Source organism: Enterobacter cloacae complex sp. ECNIH7, from assembly GCF_002208095.1.
In the GTDB taxonomy this organism is placed as follows: domain Bacteria; phylum Pseudomonadota; class Gammaproteobacteria; order Enterobacterales; family Enterobacteriaceae; genus Enterobacter; species Enterobacter cloacae_M.
In genome coordinates, this window is record NZ_CP017990.1 from 119,954 (window position 1) to 139,558 (window position 19,605).

15 protein-coding genes are annotated in these 19,605 nt (G+C 57.9%); 6 read left to right on the forward strand and 9 right to left on the reverse strand.

Going from position 1 to position 19,605, the window contains the following annotated elements:
- The first annotated feature begins 56 nt into the window (after positions 1-56).
- Together WM95_RS00615 and yicI are read left to right on the forward strand one after the other, a co-directional pair.
- Positions 57-1,448, forward strand: coding sequence for a glycoside-pentoside-hexuronide family transporter (locus WM95_RS00615; protein WP_063409708.1), 1,392 nt, complete (start codon positions 57-59; stop codon positions 1,446-1,448).
- 12 nt (positions 1,449-1,460) lie between these two features.
- A complete protein-coding gene (gene yicI / locus WM95_RS00620) occupies positions 1,461-3,779 on the forward strand; it encodes an alpha-xylosidase (RefSeq protein ID WP_063409709.1) in 2,319 nt (772 codons plus the stop codon).
- Positions 3,780-3,936: 157 nt separating this feature from the next.
- On the opposite strand, the gene WM95_RS00625 is transcribed toward yicI, so the two are convergent.
- Entirely contained in the window at positions 3,937-5,625 is a 1,689-nt protein-coding gene (locus WM95_RS00625) for an AsmA family protein (protein WP_063409710.1), read from the reverse strand.
- 119 nt (positions 5,626-5,744) lie between these two features.
- Positions 5,745-7,136 carry a xanthine/proton symporter XanP gene (gene xanP, locus WM95_RS00630; RefSeq protein WP_023309879.1) on the reverse strand — a complete coding sequence of 464 codons (1,392 nt, stop codon included), beginning with the start codon at positions 7,134-7,136 and terminating at the stop codon, positions 5,745-5,747.
- A gap of 225 nt (positions 7,137-7,361) precedes the next feature.
- Here xanP and gltS point away from each other — a divergent pair, with 225 nt between their 5' ends.
- Complete coding sequence (gene gltS / locus WM95_RS00635) at positions 7,362-8,564, forward strand: sodium/glutamate symporter (RefSeq protein ID WP_023309880.1); 1,203 nt, start codon at positions 7,362-7,364, stop codon at positions 8,562-8,564.
- A gap of 2 nt (positions 8,565-8,566) precedes the next feature.
- Here the strand turns inward: gltS and recG are convergent, their stop codons facing one another.
- From recG to gmk, 5 genes are read right to left on the reverse strand one after another with little or no spacing between them, the layout of a single operon-like run.
- Positions 8,567-10,648, reverse strand: coding sequence for an ATP-dependent DNA helicase RecG (gene recG / locus WM95_RS00640; protein WP_023309881.1), 2,082 nt, complete (start codon positions 10,646-10,648; stop codon positions 8,567-8,569).
- Between the two features lie 3 nt (positions 10,649-10,651).
- The gene (gene trmH, locus WM95_RS00645; protein ID WP_063409711.1) at positions 10,652-11,341 is read right to left on the reverse strand and encodes a tRNA (guanosine(18)-2'-O)-methyltransferase TrmH; all 690 of its coding nucleotides are present in this window, start codon (positions 11,339-11,341) and stop codon (positions 10,652-10,654) included.
- Positions 11,342-11,345: 4 nt separating this feature from the next.
- Positions 11,346-13,460 carry a bifunctional GTP diphosphokinase/guanosine-3',5'-bis pyrophosphate 3'-pyrophosphohydrolase gene (spoT, locus tag WM95_RS00650; protein WP_023309883.1) on the reverse strand — a complete coding sequence of 705 codons (2,115 nt, stop codon included), beginning with the start codon at positions 13,458-13,460 and terminating at the stop codon, positions 11,346-11,348.
- A 19-nt stretch (positions 13,461-13,479) separates the two neighbouring features.
- Positions 13,480-13,755 carry a DNA-directed RNA polymerase subunit omega gene (rpoZ, locus tag WM95_RS00655; RefSeq protein ID WP_000135058.1) on the reverse strand — a complete coding sequence of 92 codons (276 nt, stop codon included), beginning with the start codon at positions 13,753-13,755 and terminating at the stop codon, positions 13,480-13,482.
- Positions 13,756-13,809: 54 nt separating this feature from the next.
- Positions 13,810-14,433 (reverse strand): guanylate kinase, encoded by a 624-nt coding sequence (gene gmk, locus WM95_RS00660; protein ID WP_010426438.1) that lies wholly within the window; start codon positions 14,431-14,433, stop codon positions 13,810-13,812.
- Positions 14,434-14,684: 251 nt separating this feature from the next.
- On the opposite strand from gmk, the gene ligB reads away from it, so the two are divergent.
- Positions 14,685-16,355, forward strand: coding sequence for an NAD-dependent DNA ligase LigB (gene ligB / locus WM95_RS00665; RefSeq protein ID WP_063408584.1), 1,671 nt, complete (start codon positions 14,685-14,687; stop codon positions 16,353-16,355).
- Positions 16,356-16,357: 2 nt separating this feature from the next.
- Here the strand turns inward: ligB and WM95_RS00670 are convergent, their stop codons facing one another.
- Positions 16,358-16,975 carry a trimeric intracellular cation channel family protein gene (locus WM95_RS00670; RefSeq protein ID WP_023334014.1) on the reverse strand — a complete coding sequence of 206 codons (618 nt, stop codon included), beginning with the start codon at positions 16,973-16,975 and terminating at the stop codon, positions 16,358-16,360.
- A gap of 205 nt (positions 16,976-17,180) precedes the next feature.
- A complete protein-coding gene (locus WM95_RS00675) occupies positions 17,181-18,044 on the reverse strand; it encodes a YicC/YloC family endoribonuclease (protein ID WP_023309886.1) in 864 nt (287 codons plus the stop codon).
- 125 nt (positions 18,045-18,169) lie between these two features.
- Here WM95_RS00675 and rph point away from each other — a divergent pair, with 125 nt between their 5' ends.
- Both rph and pyrE read left to right on the forward strand, forming a co-directional pair.
- On the forward strand, positions 18,170-18,886 hold the full coding sequence (rph, locus tag WM95_RS00680) for a ribonuclease PH (RefSeq protein WP_010426431.1): 717 nt from the start codon (positions 18,170-18,172) through the stop codon (positions 18,884-18,886).
- A 67-nt stretch (positions 18,887-18,953) separates the two neighbouring features.
- Complete coding sequence (gene pyrE, locus WM95_RS00685; protein WP_023309887.1) at positions 18,954-19,595, forward strand: orotate phosphoribosyltransferase; 642 nt, start codon at positions 18,954-18,956, stop codon at positions 19,593-19,595.
- Positions 19,596-19,605: the final 10 nt, after the last annotated feature.

Consider the following 19,605-nt stretch of genomic DNA (forward strand, 5'->3'; position numbering starts at 1 on the left):
GGTTTAAAACTCTGTAACCGGTCTCAGCGCCCCCTACAGCGTGAAGGATAAAAAAGATGAGCGAAATATTGTCAGTAAAAGAGAAGATCGGCTACGGCATGGGAGACGCCGCCAGCCACATCATTTTTGATAACGTAATGCTTTATATGATGTTTTTCTACACCGATATTTTCGGCATTCCCGCCGGGTTCGTCGGTACCATGTTCCTGCTGGCGCGCGCGCTGGATGCGATCTCCGACCCGTGCATGGGGCTGATTGCCGACCGCACCCGCAGCCGCTGGGGCAAGTTCCGTCCGTGGATTTTGTTCGGCGCGATCCCGTTCGGCATCGTCTGCGTGCTGGCCTACACCACGCCGGACCTCAGCCTCAACGGCAAAATGGTTTACGCCGCTGTTACCTACACCCTGCTGACCCTGCTCTATACCGTGGTCAACATTCCCTACTGCGCGCTGGGCGGCGTGATCACCAGTGACCCGACGCAGCGTATCTCCCTTCAGTCCTGGCGCTTTGTGCTGGCGACCGCGGGCGGCATGCTCTCCACGGTGCTGATGATGCCGCTGGTGAACCTGATTGGCGGCGACGATAAGGCGTTCGGCTTCCAGGGCGGGATCGCCGTGCTGTCGGTGGTCGCGTTCCTGATGCTGGCGTTCTGCTTCTTTACCACCAAAGAGCGCATCCAGGTTCCGCCGAGCACCACCTCCATGCGGGAAGACCTGCGCGACATCTGGCACAACGATCAGTGGCGCATCGTCGGGGTGCTCACCATCCTCAACATCCTCGCCGTCTGCGTGCGCGGCGGGGCGATGATGTACTACTGCACCTGGATCATGGGCTCGCCGGAGGTGTTCGTCGCCTTCCTCACCACCTACTGCGTCGGCAACCTGATCGGCTCCGCGCTGGCGAAGCCGCTCACCGACTGGAAATGCAAGGTCAGCATCTTCTGGTGGACCAACACCGCGCTGGCGGTGGTCAGCGTGGCGATGTTCTTCGTCCCGATGCACGCCACCGTGCTGATGTTCGCCTTTATCTTCGTCATCGGCGTGCTGCACCAGCTGGTGACGCCGATCCAGTGGGTGATGATGTCCGATACCGTCGACTACGGCGAATGGACTAACGGCAAACGCCTGACCGGCATCAGCTTTGCGGGCACGCTGTTCGTGCTGAAGCTCGGCCTGGCGCTGGGCGGAGCGATGATCGGTTGGATGCTGGCAGGCGGCGGCTACGACGCGGCAGCCAAAACCCAGAACAGCGCGACCATCAGCATCATTATCGGCCTGTTTACCCTGGCTCCGGCGGTCTGCTACGTGCTGAGCGCCATCATCGCTAAACGCTACTACACGCTGAAAACCCCTTTCCTGACCAAAATCCTGGGCGAGCTGGCGCAGGGCGCGCGCCGCAACCAGCAGGAATTTGAAAACCTGCCGGTCAGCAAAGAATTACAGAACTAAGAGGACGAGAGCATGAAAATCAGTGATGGAAACTGGCTTATTCAACCGGGCCTGAACGTGACGTATCCGGTTCAGGTGTTCGACGTGGAGCAGCAGGGCAACGATCTGGTGGTGTTTGTTGCGCCGCGCGACGTGCGCGAGCGCACCTGGCAGCTCGACACGTTGATGTTCACGGTGCGCCTGTTTTCCCCGCAGGAAGGGATTGTCGGGGTGCGCATTGAGCATTTCCAGGGCGCGCTGAATAACGGCCCGCACTATCCGCTGAACGTTCTGAAAGACGTGAAGGTAGAGATTGAAAACAACGCCGATTTTGCCGAGCTGAAAAGCGGAAGCGTCAGCGCGCGCGTCACCAAAGGTGAGTTCTGGGCGCTGGATTTCCTGCGCAACGGCCAGCGCATTACCGGCAGCCAGCTGAAAAACAACGGCTACGTGCAGGACAGCAACGCCGATCGCAATTACGTATTCGAACGTCTGGATCTGGGCGTGGGGGAAACGGTCTACGGTCTGGGCGAGCGCTTTACCGCGCTGGTGCGCAACGGTCAGACGGTCGAAACCTGGAACCGCGACGGCGGCACCAGCACCGAGCAGTCCTACAAAAATATCCCGTTCTACCTGACCAACCGCGGCTACGGCGTGCTGGTGAATCATCCGGAAAACGTCTCGTTTGAAGTCGGCTCCGAGAAGGTCTCCAAAGTGCAGTTCAGCGTGGAAGGGGAATATCTCGAATACTTCGTGATCGACGGCCCGACGCCGAAAGAGGTGCTGAACCGCTATACGCAGTTTACCGGGCGTCCGGCGCTGCCGCCTGCCTGGTCGTTCGGCCTGTGGCTGACCACCTCGTTCACCACTAACTACGACGAAGCGACGGTAAACAGCTTTATCGACGGCATGGCCGAGCGCGACCTGCCGCTGCACGTGTTCCACTTCGACTGTTTCTGGATGAAGGCCTTCCAGTGGTGCGACTTTGAGTGGGACCCGGTGACCTTCCCGGACCCGGAAGGGATGATCCGCCGCCTGAAAGAGAAAGGGCTGAAGGTCTGCGTGTGGATCAACCCGTACATCGGCCAGAAATCCCCGATCTTCCGGGAGCTGAAAGAGAAGGGCTACCTGCTCAGGCGCCCGGACGGCTCCCTGTGGCAGTGGGACAAATGGCAGCCGGGGCTGGCGATTTATGACTTCACCAACCCGGAGGCGTGCCGGTGGTATGCTGACAAGCTGAAAGGCCTGGTGGACATCGGCGTCGACTGCTTCAAGACCGACTTCGGCGAGCGTATCCCGACGGACGTGCAGTGGTTCGACGGGTCCGATCCGCAGAAGATGCACAACCACTACGCCTACATCTATAACGAGCTGGTGTGGAACGTGCTGAAAGAGACGGTGGGTGAAGAAGAGGCGGTGCTGTTTGCCCGCTCCGCGTCCGTCGGTGCACAGCAGTTCCCGGTGCACTGGGGCGGCGACTGCTACGCCAACTATGAATCGATGGCCGAAAGCCTGCGCGGCGGGCTGTCGATTGGCCTGTCCGGCTTCGGGTTCTGGAGCCACGATATCGGCGGGTTCGAAAACACCGCTCCGGCGCACGTCTACAAACGCTGGTGCGCGTTCGGGCTGTTCTCCAGCCACAGCCGCCTGCACGGCAGCAAATCCTACCGCGTGCCGTGGGCGTACGATGACGAGTCCTGCGACGTGGTGCGCCACTTCACGCAGCTGAAGTGTCAGCTGATGCCGTATCTGTATCGTCAGGCGGCGCTGGCGCGCGAGTTTGGCACGCCGATGCTGCGGGCGATGATGCTGGAGTTCCCGGACGATCCGGCGTGCGATTACCTCGACCGTCAGTACATGCTGGGGGATTCGTTGATGGTGGCGCCGGTGTTTTCCGAGGCGGGCGACGTGCAGTTCTACCTGCCGGAAGGACGCTGGACGCACCTGTGGCACAACGACGAAATTCAGGGTAGCCGCTGGCATAAGCAGCAGCACGATTTCATGAGCCTGCCGGTCTACGTGCGCGACAACACGCTGTTGGCGCTGGGCAGCAACAACCAGAAGCCGGACTACGCGTGGAATGAGGGGACGGCCTTCCAGCTGTTTAACCTGGACGACGGCGCAACGGCGGTGAGCGAAGTGCCTGCGGCGGACGGCTCCGTGGCGTATACGCTGAAGGCGTCACGTCGGGGCGACATCGTGACCTTTACCGGTGCGGGAGACGCACAAAACTGGTCGGTGTGCTTGCGCAACGTGCAGAAGGTGAACGGCGTGAAGGGCGGTTCACACGAGGGCAGCGAGTGGGGTGTGGTGGTGAAAGCGGAGGGAAATGAGGTGGTGGTTCACTTCTGAGCTGGAAAAATGCCCGGTGGCGCTTAGCTTACCGGGCCTACGATAATTATGCGGTCTGGTGCCCTCACCCTGACCCTCTCCCACAGGGAGAGGGAACAAACATCAAAAACGGCAACAGGGTTGCCGTTTTGCATTTACCTTGCGCCACCCGGCTTGTTTATTGCACCGGTGTTGAAACCACTCCGCCCGTCATCGTCTGCTGTACCTGCTGTTTATCCATATTCACCGCGTTCATCTTGCCGTTCACCGTTGGCTTCAACGGGGCATTTGCCTGCACGCTGCCGCTGGCGGTGAGCTGAATATTGCCGTCGCCCGTAATCGGCAGCGCAGGCCAGCCCCACTGCTGCAGCACGTTGAGCGGCACGCCGCGCCCGTTCAGGCTCACCGTAGTCTGCCGCTGCGGAAGCTGTGAAACCGTCGCCGTTGCTTCAAGAATACCTTTCTCGGTAAAGGCGCTAAGGTCGGTAATGTTCACCGTGGCGGCGTTCGCATTCAGCGCCAGCGACGGACGACGCACGTCCACGCGGTTAAAGGTCGCCGCCGCGCCGTTCAGGGTTGCGCTACCGCCCCAGATGCCCCACTGGCGATCTTTCACCAGCTGCAGGTTTGCGCCATAGCCATCCAGAGAGGTGATCTGCCACGGGAAGGCAGGATCGATGTCGATCACCAGGTTACGGCTCAGGCCGAATTTTTGCAGCGTGACGCTGTTCAGCCATTCCGGCAGAGGCTCCATCCACAGCGTTTTCCAGTTCTGCGGCAGGGTGTATTCCAGCCCGGCGATGGCAACATCGTCCAGCACCAGCGCTTTGCCATCGCGCAGCCAGTTACCGGACGTGCGCACCATGCCGCCTTCCCAGCGGGAGGTGAACTGACGCAGCGCCATGCCCTGCGGGGAAAACTCCGCATTCAGGATCGGGTCGAAAAGATGCAGCGAGCCGTAGATAAACTCGCTGGCGTTCATGGACAGGCGGCCTTCCTGGCTCTGCCAGTCGCCTTTGCTGAGAGTCAGGTTGCGCAGGCTTAAATCGAGATCGGTCACCGCCCAGTCCGGGCCCTGAAGCCGGGCGTCGGTCACGTCCAGACGACCAATTTGCAGAGAAGGGGTGGAGGCCAGCGGCGCAAAGAACGCCATTAGCGTTTTATCGCTCTGCAGGCGGATCTCATTCAGGCGCATGGTGTCGATAATCCAGCTCCCGTCGGCGTTGCGCAGGGCGGAGCCGGTGAGCGAGCCGCGGGCCATGTCGGCGCCAATCGTTTTCAGCACCACTTCCCTGCCGTTAAGCTGGCCCTCGATCAGCACGTTGGTTGCCGGTACGCCGTTCAGGGTCAGCGAGCCTGCGCTCATCTGAATCTGCGCGTTGTTCCCCAGCACGTTGCCCGCTTCCGGCTGCCACGGGCTGACGCCGCCCGTGACCTTTTGCGCGCTCAGGTCCCATTCGGTATTCGGGCTGTTAAAGGCCATGTTGTTCAGCTGCAGGCGATCCGCCTGGAAAGGCAGCGGTGCCGTTTGAGGCGAGAGATTCAGCGTGCCGTCGAACAGGGTGATGGTGTCCATATGCAGCGGATCGGTTATCTGGCGGCTGCTCAGGCCGATATCGACTTTTTTGGCAACCAGCGTGGCGGGTTTACCGTCCCGACCGAAGGTGACGTTTTCCAGAATGATGTGGGAAGGCGACGAAAAGCGGTGATTCATCTTGTCGAAACTGAGTTCGTAGTCGGTATTCACCGTCACCCAGCTGCTGACCTGAGACGCGCCCCAGCGGGTCTGGAGCAGAATATAGAGCGCCAGCATCACAATGAGCAGGGCTACCAAAAGATAGACGAGTAGCTTTCCAATAAATTTCATGGTCTTCCATCCCGCAAAACGCACATAAGGGAGTTATGCACGATTTATGCGCAATCCTCAAGGCGGGAATGGTGTAATTAGATGTCACGGCAGGCATTGACTACCTGCCGTGAAGATGATCAGTTCTTTTCAGGCGGGAAAACGAGGTTCAGAACGATAGCGGTGATACCGCCCGCGGCAATGCCGGAAGAGAGCAGGTTTTTCACCCAGTCAGGCGCAAACTGCAGGATCAGCGGCTGCTGGGACACGCCCAGGCCAACGGCCAGCGACAGCGCGATAATCATGATCGCGCGGCGGTTCAGCGGCTCGCGGGAGACGATACGCACGCCGGAGGCCGCGATAGTGCCGAACATCACCAGCGTTGCGCCGCCCAGCACAGGCTCAGGGATATGCTGCACAAAGCCGCTTACCGCCGGGAACAGGCCGAGAACGATCAGCATCAGCGCCACCACAAAACCGACGTAGCGGCTGGCAACGCCGGTCAGCTGGATCACGCCGTTGTTCTGACCGAAGCAGGAGTTCGGGAAGGTGTTGAATACCGCAGAGACAAACGAGTTCAGGCCGTTCGCCAGCACGCCGCCTTTGAGGCGCTTCATGTACAGCGGGCCGGACACCGGCTGCTCGGAGACGTCCGAGGTGGCGGTGATATCACCGATGGTCTCCAGAGAGGTGATCATAAAGACCAGCATCAGCGGCAGGAGCAGGCCCCAGTCAATGCCCAGTCCGTAGTACAGCGGCGTAGGAACGACGATCAGCGCGCTGTTGGTCGGCGCGGTGTTCTCCGGCAGCATGCCCAGCGCCCACGCCAGCAGGTAGCCCGCCGCCATGGCGATCACCAGCGAGGCGACGCGCAGGTAAGGATTTCGCTGACGGTTAAGCAGAATAATGATCGCCAGCACGACACCCGCCAGCAGCAGGTTTTTCGGCGCGCCGAAGGTGTGGTCGCTCATTGCGGCATAGCCGCCGCCGATGGACGTCAGGCCCACCTGGATCAGCGACAGGCCGATAATCATCACGACCACGCCGGAAACCAGCGGGGTGATGACGCGGCGAGCCAGATGCAGAACGCGGGAGATCACCATCTCCGTACAGCTGGCCAGCATCAGCGTGCCGAACAGCGCCGCCATCATGGTCGGAACATCCGCACCGCCGGTTTTCAGCGCCGTACCGCCCATGATCAGCGGTGCCACGAAGTTAAAGCTGGTGCCCTGAATCGACAATAATCCCGACCCCACCGGACCCCACGCTTTAATTTGAATAATCGAGGCCACGCCGGAGGCGAAGAGAGACATGCTGATAATGTGCTGCGTGTCCTGCGCCGGTAAACCGAGCGCCTGGCAAATCAGCAGCGCCGGGGTGATCACCGCAACAAACATTGCCAGAAGATGCTGGCAGGCGGCGAAAAGCGTTTGCGGCAGCGGCGGGCGGTCTTCAAGGCGGTAAATCAGTTCGCTATTTTGCTTCTGCGCAATCGGTTGCGCATCGGGCGACTCTATGGTGTTAACGGACATCGGCGGCAATCCCACGGTGGAAAAGCGGGCATTTTATCTGACCACCTGGTAAAAGCAAACGATTGCCAGCAAAAAAAGGGAAGAAAATCTGCTGCTGTGAGCAGGTTTTCTACAACGCGTGGGGAAAAAAAATTACACTTTTTGCGCCGGGAGCTCATGAAGAGCGCAACCCGGCCCAGGATAACGCCGCGTGTGTATGGAACACGCGCATTACAGGAGCCTTTTATGATTCATCTCGATACGTTGTCGACCCTTGTTGCCGCAACGCTGGTTCTTCTGCTTGGTCGCAAGCTGGTACATAGCGTTTCCCTTCTGAAGAAATACACCATTCCTGAACCTGTCGCCGGTGGCCTGCTGGTGGCGCTGGCCCTGCTGATACTGAAAAAAAGCATGGGCTGGGAAATCGATTTTGATATGTCCCTGAAAGATCCGCTGATGCTGGCCTTCTTTGCCACTATCGGCCTGAACGCCAACCTGGCGAGCCTGCGCTCGGGCGGTAAGGTGCTCGGCGTATTCCTGATTGTGGTGGTGGGGCTGCTGCTGATGCAAAACGCCATTGGCATCGGCATGGCAACGCTGCTGGGGCTGGATCCGCTGATGGGATTGTTGGCGGGGTCGATTACCCTTTCGGGCGGTCACGGAACCGGGGCCGCGTGGAGCAAGCTGTTCATCGAGCGCTACGGGTTTGAAAATGCGACGGAAGTGGCGATGGCCTGTGCGACCTTTGGCCTGGTTCTGGGTGGCCTGATTGGCGGCCCGGTGGCGCGGTATCTGGTTAAGCACTCCACCACGCCGAACGGCAGGCCTGACGATGAGCTGGTGCCGACCGCGTTCGAAAAGCCGGACGTCGGGCGCAGCATTACCTCGCTGGTGCTGATTGAAACTATCGCGACGATCGCCATCTGCCTGACCGTGGGCAAAGTGGTTGCGCAATGGCTGGCGGGTTCCGCATTTGAACTGCCGACGTTTGTCTGCGTGCTGTTTATCGGGGTGATCCTGAGCAACGGTCTGGCGCTGATGGGCTTCTACCGCGTGTTTGAACGGGCGGTATCGGTGCTCGGCAACGTCTGCCTGTCGCTGTTCCTGGCGATGGCGCTGATGAGCCTCAAGCTGTGGGAACTGGCTTCGCTGGCGCTACCGATGGTGGCGATTCTGGCGGTACAGGCGCTGTTTATGGCGCTGTACGCCATGTTCGTGACCTGGCGCATGATGGGCAAAAACTACGATGCGGCGGTGCTGGCGGCGGGTCACTGCGGGTTTGGTCTGGGGGCCACTCCAACGGCTATCGCCAATATGCAGGCGATCACAGAACGGTTCGGGCCATCGCACATGGCGTTTCTTGTGGTCCCGATGGTTGGCGCATTCTTCATTGATATCGTCAACGCGCTGGTGATTAAGCTGTATCTGATGCTGCCGATGTTTGCCTGAAATCAGGCGTTGGAATAGCGCTCGGTTTCCGGCATCCAGCGCTCAATTAACGCTGCCGCCTGTTCGGGGTAGCGTTCATGAATATGGCGAGCCAGGCGCTGAACTTCTGGGATCATGGCCTGATCGCGCAGTAAATCCGCTACTTTGAATTCCGCGTTACCCGTCTGACGCGTGCCCAGCAGTTCGCCCGGGCCGCGGATCTCCAGGTCTTTTTGCGCAATCACAAAACCGTCGTTGCTGTCGCGCAGCACCTGAAGACGCATCTGGGCCGTTTTGGAAAGAGGCGCTTTGTAGAGCAGAACGCAGTGGGACGCAACCGCGCCACGGCCGACGCGCCCGCGCAGCTGGTGGAGCTGGGCAAGGCCGAGACGCTCCGGGTTTTCGATGATCATCAGGCTGGAATTCGGGACGTCCACGCCGACTTCGATCACCGTGGTGGCGATCAGCAAATGCAAATCACCCTGTTTGAACGACTGCATCACCGCCTGTTTTTCGGCGGGCTTCATGCGTCCGTGAACCAGACCCACGTTCAGCTCCGGCAGCGCCAGCTTAAGCTCTTCCCACGTGGCTTCGGCAGCCTGCGCTTCCAGCAGTTCAGATTCTTCAATCAGCGTACAGACCCAGTAAGCCTGACGCCCTTCCTGGGTGCAGGCGTTGCGCACGCGGTCAATGATATCGCTGCGGCGCGTGTCGGGAATGGCGACCGTGGTGACCGGGGTACGGCCCGGCGGCAGTTCGTCGATGGTGGAGGTATCCAGATCGGCGTACGCTGTCATCGCCAGGGTGCGCGGGATCGGCGTGGCGGTCATGATCAGCTGATGCGGGTGGAAGCCCTGCTGCAGGCCTTTTTCCCAGAGCGCCAGACGCTGATGTACGCCGAAGCGGTGCTGCTCGTCGATAATTACCAGCGCAAGACCGTTAAACTGCACCTGCTCCTGGAAGATGGCGTGCGTGCCGACAATCATCTGCACCTGCCCGCTGGCAATAGCCTCCTGTTGCGCAAGGCGAGCTTTGCCTTTTTGCTTCCCGGCAAGCCAGCCCACTTCAATCCCGAGCGGCGCAAACCAGGCGCGGAAATTGTTGGCGTGCTGTTCGGCCAGCAGTTCGGTTGGCGCCATCAGCGCCACCTGCTTACCGTGGGCAATCGCGCGCAGGGCCGCCAGGGCGGCAACCAGCGTTTTACCGGAGCCCACGTCGCCCTGCACCAGGCGCATCATCGGCACGTCGAGCGCCATATCGCGTTCAATCTCGGCGGTGACGCGCGCCTGCGCGCCGGTGGGTTTAAACGGCAGAGAGGCCAGCAGCTTATCTTTGAGCTCATCACGAGGGCTTAAGGGCTGGGCGTGGAAACGCTGCGCGCCCGCGCGAAGCGCCAGCATGCTCAGGTTATGTGCCAGTAATTCCTCAAGGATAAGACGCTGTTGGGCGGGGTGTTTGCCGCTTTCTAAATCGCTGAGCTGCAGCGTTGGCGGCGGTCGATGCAGGGTTCGCAGCGCCTCGGGCAGGCTCATCATGCCCTGCGCCAGCTCGGGCGGCAGCAGCTCGGTAATGGCGCAGGTATCCAGCAGCTCCAGCGCCTGATCGGTGAGCTTACGCAGCGTCGCCTGCTTGATGCCTTCGGTCGTCGGGTAAACCGGGGTAAGCGTCTCCTGCATTTCCGGCGTGCTGAGATCGCCCTGCACGCGGTACTCCGGGTGGATCATCTCTGCGCCGTATTTCCCGCGTTTGGCTTCGCCATAGGCCAGCACCCTGCGGCCCGTCGCCAGGCTGTTTTTCATCGCCGCGCTGAAGTTGAAAAAACGCATGGTGAGAATGCCGGTGCCGTCGCTGATCTGGCAGGTCATCATCCGGCGTCCGCCGAAGGTGATGTTGCAGTTCAGGACTTCGCCTTCAACGGTGGCGTAAATGGCGGGAAGGAGATCGCCAATCTTGTAGAGCTGAGTGCGGTCTTCGTAACGCAGGGGGAGGTGAAGCAGGAGATCCTGCACGGTGTGCAGGCCAATTTTTGCCAGCTTATTGCTTTGCGCCGCGCCCACGCCTGTCAGGCTGTTAAGCGGGATGGCATCCAGCAGGCGGCCTTTCATCGCTTACCCGGCGTACTGCATGGTGGCCCACCACTCGGCATCGGCTTCAATTTCGCCCTGCGCGTTGACGTGGGGGTAAGGCAATTTTTTCTGCTTCGCAACGCGAGCCAGCACCGGATAACCACCTTCAAACAGCAGGCGCTGCTGTTCATCTTCCGGCAGCATGCTGTTGCTGCGCTCGTACATCCCGGCGTTCTGACGCTGACGCTGCGCTTCATACAGAATGAGTGCGGACGCCACGGAGACGTTCAAAGACTGCACCATGCCGATCATCGGAATGATAATTTCACGATCCGCCAGATCCAGCGCTTCCTGGGTGATCCCGGTTTTCTCCTGACCCATCAAAATGCAGGTTGGGCGGGTGTAGTCGATCTCGCGGAAATCTACGGCTTTAGCGGACAGGTTAGTGGCAAGGATCTGCATCCCGCGCCCTTTCAGGTGCGATACGGCTTCGCCAATGGTGTGATGATTTTTGACAGACACCCAGCTGTTGCTGCCTGCCGCCGCCGAGACCGTATTGCGCATACGGCCATCCGGCCAGACGGCGTGCACTTCATGCACACCGACGGCATCTGCGGTACGAACGATAGCAGAGACGTTATGAGGTTTGTGCACCTGCTCCATGCAGACCGTCAGGTCAGGCTGACGCCTGGCGAGCATTTCGCAGATACGTGCATAACGTTGTGAATTCATAAACCTAGTTTCGGTTTCGGGTGACTTTAATCACGTCCGGCATGACGCGGATCTTGCGCATAATATTCGCCAGATGCACGCGGTCGCGGGCGGTCAGACGAATAAAGGCGCTGTACACGCGGCCATCTTTTTCTTCCGTATTCAGGCTTTGAATGTTGGAAGAAGCCGTGTTGATCGCTGCCGTCAGGTTCGCCAGGGCACCCTGATGGTTGAACATATCCACCTTAATTTCGGTGATAAATTCCTGCGCCGTCTCTTTATCCCACTCGACCGCCATAAACTTCTCGGCCTCTTTCTGGTAGCCGCGAATGTTACGACAGGATTCGTGGTGGATAACCAGCCCTTTGCCCGGGCTGACGTGCGCAATAATCGGGTCGCCAGGTATTGGACGGCAACATTTTGCGAAGGTGATCAGCACCCCATCCGCGCCTTTAATCGGCAGGTGTCCGTGGCTTTGCGTGGTTGCAGGCACCGCTGTCGTGTCGCCTTGCTGCAGGTTCTTCGCCACCACCACGCTCATGGCGTTGCCGAGGCCAATCTCTGCCAGCAGGTCATCAAGCGACGCGAGCTTCATGCGCTCCAGCTCGCGCTGGACGTTCTCCTGCGGAATTTCAGCCAGCTTACGGCTGCCGCCCAACGCGTGGTTGAGCAGACGACGCCCCAGGCTGACGGAATCATCACGCTTGAGGTTTTTCAGCAGCTGGCGAATTTTGGCGCGTGCTTTGGAGCTCACGACAAAGTTCAGCCAGGCCGCGTTCGGACGTGCGCCCGGCGCGGTAATAATTTCTACCGTCTGGCCGCTGGAGAGCGGCTGAGAGAGCGGATAAGGCTGTCTGTCGACGCGCGCGCCTACGCAGGCATGCCCGATATCGGTGTGCACGGCGTAAGCGAAGTCGACCGGAGTTGCACCCGCAGGCAGTTCGACAATGCGGCCTTCTGGGGTGAAAACGTAAATCTCATCCGGGAAGAGATCGGATTTAACGCTCTCGATAAATTCAAACGAGCTACCCGCACTCTGCTGAAGCTCCAGCAGGCTCTGCATCCAGCGCTGGGCGCGGATTTGTGCGGTCGTGCTGCTTTCGCCACCGTGCTCTTTATACGCCCAGTGTGCGGCAACACCCATCTCTGCCATCTGGTCCATGTCTTCGGTGCGAATTTGCACCTCAACAGGCACGCCGTGCGGACCGATCATCGAGGTGTGCAAAGATTGATAGCCGTTCGCTTTTGGGATAGCGATGTAATCTTTCATGCGCCCCGGACGCGGTTTGTAGAGGCTGTGCATCTGCCCCAGCACGCGATAACAGGTGTCCGAGTCGTGGACGATCACGCGAAAAGCGTAGATATCCATGATCGAGTGAAAACGCTGCTCTTTGAGCACCATTTTGCAGTAGATGGAGTACAAATGTTTTTCGCGACCGCTGACGCGGCACGGGATTCCCGCTTCCTGTAAGCGCCCTTCAATTTCCGAGAGGATTTTTTGAATCATCTCTTTACGGTTACCGCGTGCGGCTTTCACCACCTCTTTAATCACGCGATAGCGGTTCGGGTACAACGCTTCAAAACCCAGCTCTTCCAGCTCGGTTTTAATGTGGTGAATACCTAAACGGTGCGCCAGCGGACTGTAGATTTCGAGAGTTTCACGGGCAATGCGGCGACGTTTATCCGGGCGAAGTGAGCCCAGCGTGCGCATGTTGTGGGTACGGTCAGCGAGTTTGATGAGAATGACGCGGATATCCTGCACCATCGCCATAATCATCTTGCGGAAGTTTTCGGCTTGCGCCTCTTTCTTGTCGCGGAAATTCAGCTTATCAAGCTTAGAGACCCCTTCCACCAGTTCGGCAACGCTTTTGCCAAACAGCTGTTCCATGTCCTGATAAGTGGCAGGGGTATCTTCGATCACGTCATGCAGCAGAGCGGCCATCAGCGTTTCGTAGTCGAGTTTCATCTCGGCCAGAATACAGGCCACCGCTACCGGGTGCGTGATATAGGGTTCACCGCTTGAACGTGTCTGGCCCTCGTGAGCGTCACGTGCAACGAGATACGCCTGCTGAAGACGCTTAATCTGGTCTTCAGGCAGGTAGGTTTGAATCAGTTGATTCAGGCTTTCAAACAGATACAAGGGCGACCCGCAGGTTTAATTAACGACGACCTTCAGCAATAGCGGTTACGGCCTGCAGTTCTGCGGCTTCCTGCTCTTGCTGCTCCTGGCGCTCACGCACGTCGAGGATCTGGTTGTTGATCAGACCTTCTTCGATTTCGCGAAGTGCAATAACGGTGGTTTTATCGTTTTCTTCCGGTACCAGCGGATCTTTACCGCCTACCTGCATCTGACGAGCGCGACGCGCGGCGACCAGCACCAGGTCAAAACGGTTACCAATTTTCTCTACAGCGTCCTGAACAGTTACGCGTGCCATACTTAAAATGCTCCACAGGTGAAGAAATGACTGGGCATGATACTGAAAGTGGGTTCAGTCTGCCAACAGTTTGGTGATTAATGCGTCATGTCGCTGCTTCTGGCGGCTCATACGCAGACGTTCTGCACGAAGAATGGTTTTGAGATCGCTCAGCGCGGCATCAAAATCATCGTTCACAATAAGGTAATCATATTCCGCGTAATGGCTCATTTCTGCAACAGCCTGTTCCATACGCTTTGCGATCACTTCTTCGCTGTCCTGACCGCGGCCACGCAGGCGGCGATCCAGCTCATCTTTCGATGGCGGTAAAATAAAGATACTGCGCGAGTCAGGCATTTTCTTACGAATTTGCTGTGCGCCCTGCCAGTCGATATCCAGGAACACATTCACGCCCGTGGCCAGAACCTGCTCAATGGTTTCACGCGAGGTACCGTAGTAATTACCGAATACTTCAGCGTGTTCAAGAAACGCGTCTCTGCCGATCATCGCTCTGAATTCGTCGTGATCCACAAAGAAATAGTGTTCACCGTGCACTTCACCCGGACGCGGCGCTCGCGTGGTGTGAGAAACAGAAACCTGTGTGTCGTACAACGGTTGGGTTTTTAACAGTGCCTGAATAAGGCTGGATTTACCCGCGCCACTAGGGGCAGAAACAATATAAAGCGTGCCTTGAGCCATGAGAGTCTTTTGTATGTGTTAACGAAGAAGTCCTACATACGGGCTTATTATACACGTCACCGCCGTGTGACGTAGCCTTTGTCACACTTTTTCCCCTGGATTATTGAATTTTGCGTGCCGTTTTCAGGTTTTATCCGTGGTTTTCAGCAACCAAAAGAAACACCGGATAGCGTCTCGCATTGTGAAACGTTGCCGTTAGCGTTGTTTCAGGCATCCGGGTATACCTCCTGCAATGCAAAGGAGGGGTAGCGATGTGGCGATGGATAAGCGGGTTAATGCTGTTGTGGTGTGGCTATGGCGCGGCGGTGTGTCCGGTGTGGTCGCAGGCAAAAGCAGAAAAAGAGATGGCGTCGTTAAGCACGCAAATCAAAGGCTGGGATGAGGCTTACTGGAAACAGGGCGTGAGTGAGATCAGCGACGAGGCTTACGACCAGCTTCACGGGCGGTTAACGCAGTGGCAGCGCTGTTTTGGCAGTGAGCCTCCAGAAGAGAAACTCCCGGCGCTGGTGGGAAGCGTAAAACATCCTGTTGCCCATACGGGCGTACATAAAGTGGCCAGCAAAGAGGAGTTGAGACAGTGGATGCGTGCCCGACAGCATCTGTGGATGCAGCCGAAAGTTGACGGTGTGGCGGTGACGCTGGTCTATCGCAACGGAAAGTTAACCCAGGCTATCAGTCGCGGTGATGGCCTCAGAGGGGAAGACTGGACCGGGAAGGTACGTTTAATCCCGTCTGTTCCGCAAAATATCACCGGCGCGCTGGCGAATAGCGTCTTACAGGGCGAGCTTTTCTGGTTGCGTGACAACCATATTCAGCAGCAGATGGGTGGAATGAACGCTCGCGCAAAGGTGGCAGGGGCGATGATGCGGCAAAAGGATAACTCGCTATTGAGCAAGATCGGCGTATTCATCTGGGCCTGGCCGGACGGACTGAAAGATATGCGTACCTCTTTAGCTGAACTGTCTCAGGCCGGTTTTCCGTTGTCGGCACAGTACACGCTACCCGCCGATTCTGTCGATGCCGTCGAGAAGCAGCGCGCGGCCTGGCACGTGACCGCATTACCTTTTGCCACGGATGGCATTGTGGTGCGTTCGGAGGATGAACCTGCGGGCGAAGAGTGGTTACCGGGAGAAGGCAGCTGGGTTGTCGCGTGGAAATATCCTCCTGCAGCCCAGGTCGCTGAGGTGAGTGATATTCATTTTTCCGTGGGGCGCACGGGCAAAATTTCCGTTGTAGCAGCGCTGGAACCCGTGCAACTGGATGATAAACAGGTGCAGCGGGTGAGTCTGGGCTCGGTTGGGCGCTGGCAGAGTCTGGATATTGCTCCGGGGGATCAGATACAGATCAGCCTGGCCGGGCAGGGTATCCCCCGGTTTGATAAGGTGCTCTGGCGCGGAACGGACAGACATAAACCAGAGCCTCCGGCCTCGCGCTATCATGCTCTTAGCTGTTTCTATGCTTCGCCGGAGTGTATGGAGCAGTTCTTTGCCCGGTTGACCTGGCTCAGTTCAAAGCAGGTTCTTGATATTGAAGGATTAGGCGAGTCAGGCTGGCGCACCCTCTGGCAGGCGCATCATTTTGAACACCTCTTTTCATGGCTGTTATTAACGCAGGCGCAGCTGCAGGTCACACCGGGTTTCTCCTCAGCACGCGGGCTGGCGCTCTGGCACCGATTTAATCTGGTGCGCGAGAAGCCGTTTATCCGCTGGCTCATGGCAATGGGAGTGCCATTGACCCAGGCTTCGCTGAAGGCGATGGGAGACATATCGTGGCAGACGATGAGCGGGCGCAACGCAAAGGACTGGCAGACCCTGCCGGGAACAGGAGAGGAGAAAGCGCGACAAATCGTTAACTGGATTCACGCCCCTCAGATTGATGTGCTGGCGAAATGGCTCGCTGAACAGCACATCAACGGGTTCTGAAGCTAGTGGGCGCTGTGTTTGTAATGAAAAACGGGCAGCCCGAGCTTCAGACGCAGCGCTAGCATGCGGGCCGTAAAGCCAAACAGCAGCGTTGAGATGACCACCACGTCATGGTTTGAAACGTAATGCTGCAGAGCGATATAGAGCACCGCTGCCGCAAAGGAGATGCCGGCATACAGCTCTTTTTGAAAGACCAGGGGGATGCGTTTGCAGAACATATCGCGCAGCACACCGCCGAATACGCCCGTGACCACGGCGGCGATGGTGGCGATAACGGGTCCTTCCCCCATATCGAGCGCGATTTGTGCGCCGATGATCGAAAAGACAATCAGCCCCAGCGCATCAAGCACCAGAAACAGGCGGCGAAGATGGGGCATAACGGGCGCCACTATGGTGGTTAACACGGCGGCCGTCGCCACAATAATCACGTACTCAGGGTGTTTAACCCAGCCGAGCGGGTAATGGCCAAGCAGAATATCGCGCACGGAACCGCCGCCCAGTGCGGTCGCCGTAGCAATAATGATCACGCCGAAGGTGTCCATACGGCGACGTCCGGCGGCAAGCGCGCCGGTCATGGCTTCTGCGGTGATGCCAATGAGATAAAGGATGTGAAGCAGCATATACCCTCCGGTGTGAACGTGGGGGAGGTTAGCGATTTGTGCGCAAGATCACGATTGAGATTTTCTAAGGCGAGTCAGTTTGCCCTATAAATTTTTATCAAGTTCTATAGAGAAAGCTTGATGGATGGCGGTAAAGCGACAAAATTGCTGTTGGGATGGATTAGAAATAGTAATGGGTGGTGCGGTCGACACCACCCGAAAAGCATTACTCGATATTCTGGATTTGCTCGCGCATCTGCTCAATCAGCACTTTCAGTTCAATCGCTGAATTCGTCACTTCTGCATTGATCGATTTAGACGCCAGGGTGTTCGACTCGCGGTTGAACTCCTGCATCATAAAGTCCAGACGGCGGCCCACAGCTTCTTTCTTCTTCAGAATGTTGTAGGTTTCTTTAACGTGCGCTTCCAGACGGTCCAGCTCTTCAGCGACATCAATACGCTGCGCCATCAGCACCAGCTCTTGTTCCAGACGGGTGTTTTCCAGCTGAACTTCCGCTTCTTCCAGTTTGGCGACAAGGCGCTCGCGCTGCCATTGCAGCACTTCTGGCATATGGGTGCGGACTTTCGCTACTTCGGTGCTCACGCCTTCAAGGCGCTGCTCAATCATCGCTTTCAGCGCCTGGCCTTCGGTTTCGCGGGCAACGATAAAGTCGTCCAGCGTGCCGTCGAGGGCTGCCAGGATTTCAGCGGCAATAGCATCCAGATCCTGCTCACCGGCCGCCATGACGCCAGGCCAGCGCAGAATATCAACCGGGTTGATTTCGCCTTCATCGCTCTGCATTTTGACCCAGTTTGCTGCATTCACGAGCTGTTTCGCCAGTTTTTCGTTGAGGATGAGCTCGCCCTGTGCGCTGGCATCGGGCTCAAAGCGCAGGTTACATTCCACTTTTCCGCGCGTCAGACGCGTACGGATACGTTCACGTACGACAGGCTCAAGGCTGCGGAACTGCTCCGGCATACGGAAATACGTTTCCAGGTAACGCTGGTTTACCGAGCGCATTTCCCATGTGGCGCTACCCCAGCTACCCTTGATTTCACGCCGGGCGTAGGCGGTCATACTGCGGATCATAGACATTCCCGTTTTTAAAGGAGAGATGGGGGGATTATAGCTTTCGGGGGCTTCTCAGGATAGGAATAAGCGTCCTTTATCCGTATAATGCGCAGCCACATTCGTTTCAAGCCGGAGAATCCATCATGCGTCCATCAGGTCGTAGCGCCAATCAGGTGCGTCCCGTCACCCTGACCCGTAACTATACAAAACACGCTGAAGGCTCCGTGCTGGTTGAGTTTGGTGACACTAAAGTGCTGTGCACCGCCTCCATCGAAGAAGGCGTTCCGCGCTTCCTGAAAGGTCAGGGCCAGGGCTGGATCACCGCTGAATACGGCATGCTGCCGCGTGCGACCCATACCCGTAACGCCCGTGAAGCGGCAAAGGGTAAGCAGGGCGGTCGTACCATGGAGATTCAACGTCTGATCGCGCGTGCGCTGCGCGCTGCCGTTGACCTGAAAATCCTCGGCGAATTCACCATCACTCTCGATTGCGACGTCATTCAGGCAGACGGCGGTACGCGTACGGCGTCGATTACCGGTGCCTGCGTGGCGCTGGCCGATGCCCTGAACAAGCTGGTTGCGGCCGGTAAGCTGAAAACCAACCCAATGAAAGGCATGGTTGCGGCGGTTTCAGTCGGTATCGTTAACGGCGAAGCGCTTTGCGATCTGGAATACGTTGAAGATTCCGCAGCAGAAACCGACATGAACGTGGTGATGACCGAAGATGGTCGCATCATTGAGGTGCAGGGCACGGCGGAAGGCGAGCCGTTCACCCACGAAGAACTTCTCTCCCTGCTGGCGTTGGCCCGAGGGGGAATCGAATCCATTGTAACGACGCAGAAAGCGGCGTTAGAAAATTGATTTTAAAGGCGACCAATGAGTCGCCTTTTTTTTGCCTGTAAGACAGAAAAACCAAAGGAGCAAATCCATGAAATCGTATCAGCGCCAGTTTATTGAGTTTGCGCTTAACAAGCAGGTACTTAAGTTTGGCGAATTTACGCTGAAATCCGGGCGTAAGAGTCCCTATTTCTTCAACGCCGGGCTGTTTAATACCGGGCGCGATCTGGCACTGTTAGGCCGTTTCTATGCCGAAGCGCTGGTGGATTCCGGGATTGATTTTGACCTGCTGTTTGGCCCGGCCTACAAAGGCATTCCGATTGCGACCACCACCGCGGTGGCGCTGGCGGAACACCATGACCGCGACGTGCCCTACTGCTTTAACCGCAAAGAGGCTAAAACCCACGGCGAAGGCGGGAATCTGGTCGGCAGCCCGCTGCAGGGCCGCGTCATGCTGGTCGATGACGTAATCACCGCGGGCACGGCGATCCGCGAATCGATGGAAATTATCCAGGCCAACGGTGCGACGCTGGCTGGCGTGCTGATTTCGCTGGATCGTCAGGAGCGTGGCCGTGGCGAGATTTCCGCTATTCAGGAAGTGGAGCGTGACTATAACTGCAAAGTGACGTCGATTATTACCCTGAAAGAGCTGATTGCGTATCTGGAAGAGAAGCCTGAAATGGCGGACCATCTGGCAGCGGTAAAAGCGTATCGCGAAGAGTTCGGGGTGTAATTAAATTGCC

Bases quoted from the DNA above. Each gene is read 5' to 3' on its own strand.
- ligB (WP_063408584.1), top strand. From the start codon at position 14,685: ATGTGGCGATGGATAAGCGGGTTAATGCTGTTGTGGTGTGGCTATGGC.
- gmk (WP_010426438.1), bottom strand. From the start codon at position 14,433: ATGGCTCAAGGCACGCTTTATATTGTTTCTGCCCCTAGTGGCGCGGGT.
- rph (WP_010426431.1), top strand. From the start codon at position 18,170: ATGCGTCCATCAGGTCGTAGCGCCAATCAGGTGCGTCCCGTCACCCTG.
- pyrE (WP_023309887.1), top strand. From the start codon at position 18,954: ATGAAATCGTATCAGCGCCAGTTTATTGAGTTTGCGCTTAACAAGCAG.
- trmH (WP_063409711.1), bottom strand. From the start codon at position 11,341: ATGAATTCACAACGTTATGCACGTATCTGCGAAATGCTCGCCAGGCGT.
- xanP (WP_023309879.1), bottom strand. From the start codon at position 7,136: ATGTCCGTTAACACCATAGAGTCGCCCGATGCGCAACCGATTGCGCAG.
- gltS (WP_023309880.1), top strand. From the start codon at position 7,362: ATGATTCATCTCGATACGTTGTCGACCCTTGTTGCCGCAACGCTGGTT.
- yicI (WP_063409709.1), top strand. From the start codon at position 1,461: ATGAAAATCAGTGATGGAAACTGGCTTATTCAACCGGGCCTGAACGTG.
- WM95_RS00625 (WP_063409710.1), bottom strand. From the start codon at position 5,625: ATGAAATTTATTGGAAAGCTACTCGTCTATCTTTTGGTAGCCCTGCTC.
- WM95_RS00670 (WP_023334014.1), bottom strand. From the start codon at position 16,975: ATGCTGCTTCACATCCTTTATCTCATTGGCATCACCGCAGAAGCCATG.
- recG (WP_023309881.1), bottom strand. From the start codon at position 10,648: ATGAAAGGCCGCCTGCTGGATGCCATCCCGCTTAACAGCCTGACAGGC.
- WM95_RS00675 (WP_023309886.1), bottom strand. From the start codon at position 18,044: ATGATCCGCAGTATGACCGCCTACGCCCGGCGTGAAATCAAGGGTAGC.
- rpoZ (WP_000135058.1), bottom strand. From the start codon at position 13,755: ATGGCACGCGTAACTGTTCAGGACGCTGTAGAGAAAATTGGTAACCGT.
- WM95_RS00615 (WP_063409708.1), top strand. From the start codon at position 57: ATGAGCGAAATATTGTCAGTAAAAGAGAAGATCGGCTACGGCATGGGA.